The organism is Bacillus sp. 01N45, assembly GCF_056399205.1.
The window spans coordinates 1-419 of the sequence record NZ_JBFTQW010000058.1; the positions used below are offsets into that span (position 1 = coordinate 1).

At 54.9% G+C, this 419-nt stretch carries 1 pseudogene; it reads left to right on the forward strand.

The features are described 5' to 3' along the window. A pseudogene (locus tag AC1DMU_RS29710) lies at window positions 1-419 on the forward strand (collagen-like protein); the annotation flags it as partial.

The window sequence follows — 419 nt, forward strand, 5'->3', positions numbered from 1 at the left end:
AGGTGTTCAAGGTAACACGGGTGCTACTGGTGCCACTGGTCCTCAAGGTGTTCAAGGTAACACTGGTGCCACTGGTGCTACTGGACCTCAAGGCGTTCAAGGTAACACGGGTGCTACTGGTGCCACTGGTCCTCAAGGTACTCAAGGTAACACGGGTGCTACTGGTGCCACTGGTCCTCAAGGTRYTCAAGGTAACACRGGYGCTACTGGTGCTACTGGACCTCAAGGTGTTCAAGGTAACACGGGTGCTACTGGTGCCACTGGTCCTCAAGGTGTTCAAGGTAACACGGGTGCTACTGGTGCCACTGGTCCTCAAGGTGTTCAAGGTAACACTGGTGCCACTGGTGCTACTGGACCTCAAGGCGTTCAAGGTAACACGGGTGCTACTGGTGCCACTGGTCCTCAAGGTACTCAAGGTA